Here is a 504-nt window from a genome sequence, read left to right on the forward strand (position 1 = left end):
GCTCGCCGCGTACAGTGCACTGAACTCGCGCGCGAGCACGCCAAGCGACCAGCCGTCCGACACAATATGGTGTTGCGTGAGCAGCACCACGTGTTCATCTTCGGCCACTTGAATGCCGCACGCGTGAATCAATGGGCCGCGCGCCAGATCGAGAGGCGCGTGCGCGGCTTCGTGACTTAAGCGTGTTAGTTGCGCCTGCGCGTTTGGCACTCCGCGCAGATCATGCCAGCGCAGCGGCACGCCCCTATCCGCCGGCAGCAATTGCACCTGCGGTTGACCCTCGACGCTCACGAACGTCGAGCGCAGCGCTTCATGACGCGCGAACAACGCATCTAATGCCTGTTGCCATGCGGCCCGATCAAGTGGCCCGCGCACATGTAGCGCCAGCGGAATATGATACGACTCACTGACCCCATTGAGCTGCGCGAGGAACCACAGCCGCTGCTGCGCGAACGATAGCGGCAAACTGCCGTCACGTGAGACCGGCGTGATCTCGGGCCGCGC

The 504-nt window shown here is 63.7% G+C and carries 1 protein-coding gene; it reads right to left on the bottom strand.

Annotation, left to right across the window (positions count from 1 at the left end; translation table 11 throughout):
- On the bottom strand, positions 1–504 hold a 504-nt coding region (locus KQH55_RS15795; RefSeq protein WP_235091633.1), incomplete at both ends, for a condensation domain-containing protein.

The organism is Mycetohabitans sp. B3 (assembly GCF_021498065.1).
Classification (GTDB): Bacteria; Pseudomonadota; Gammaproteobacteria; order Burkholderiales; family Burkholderiaceae; genus Mycetohabitans.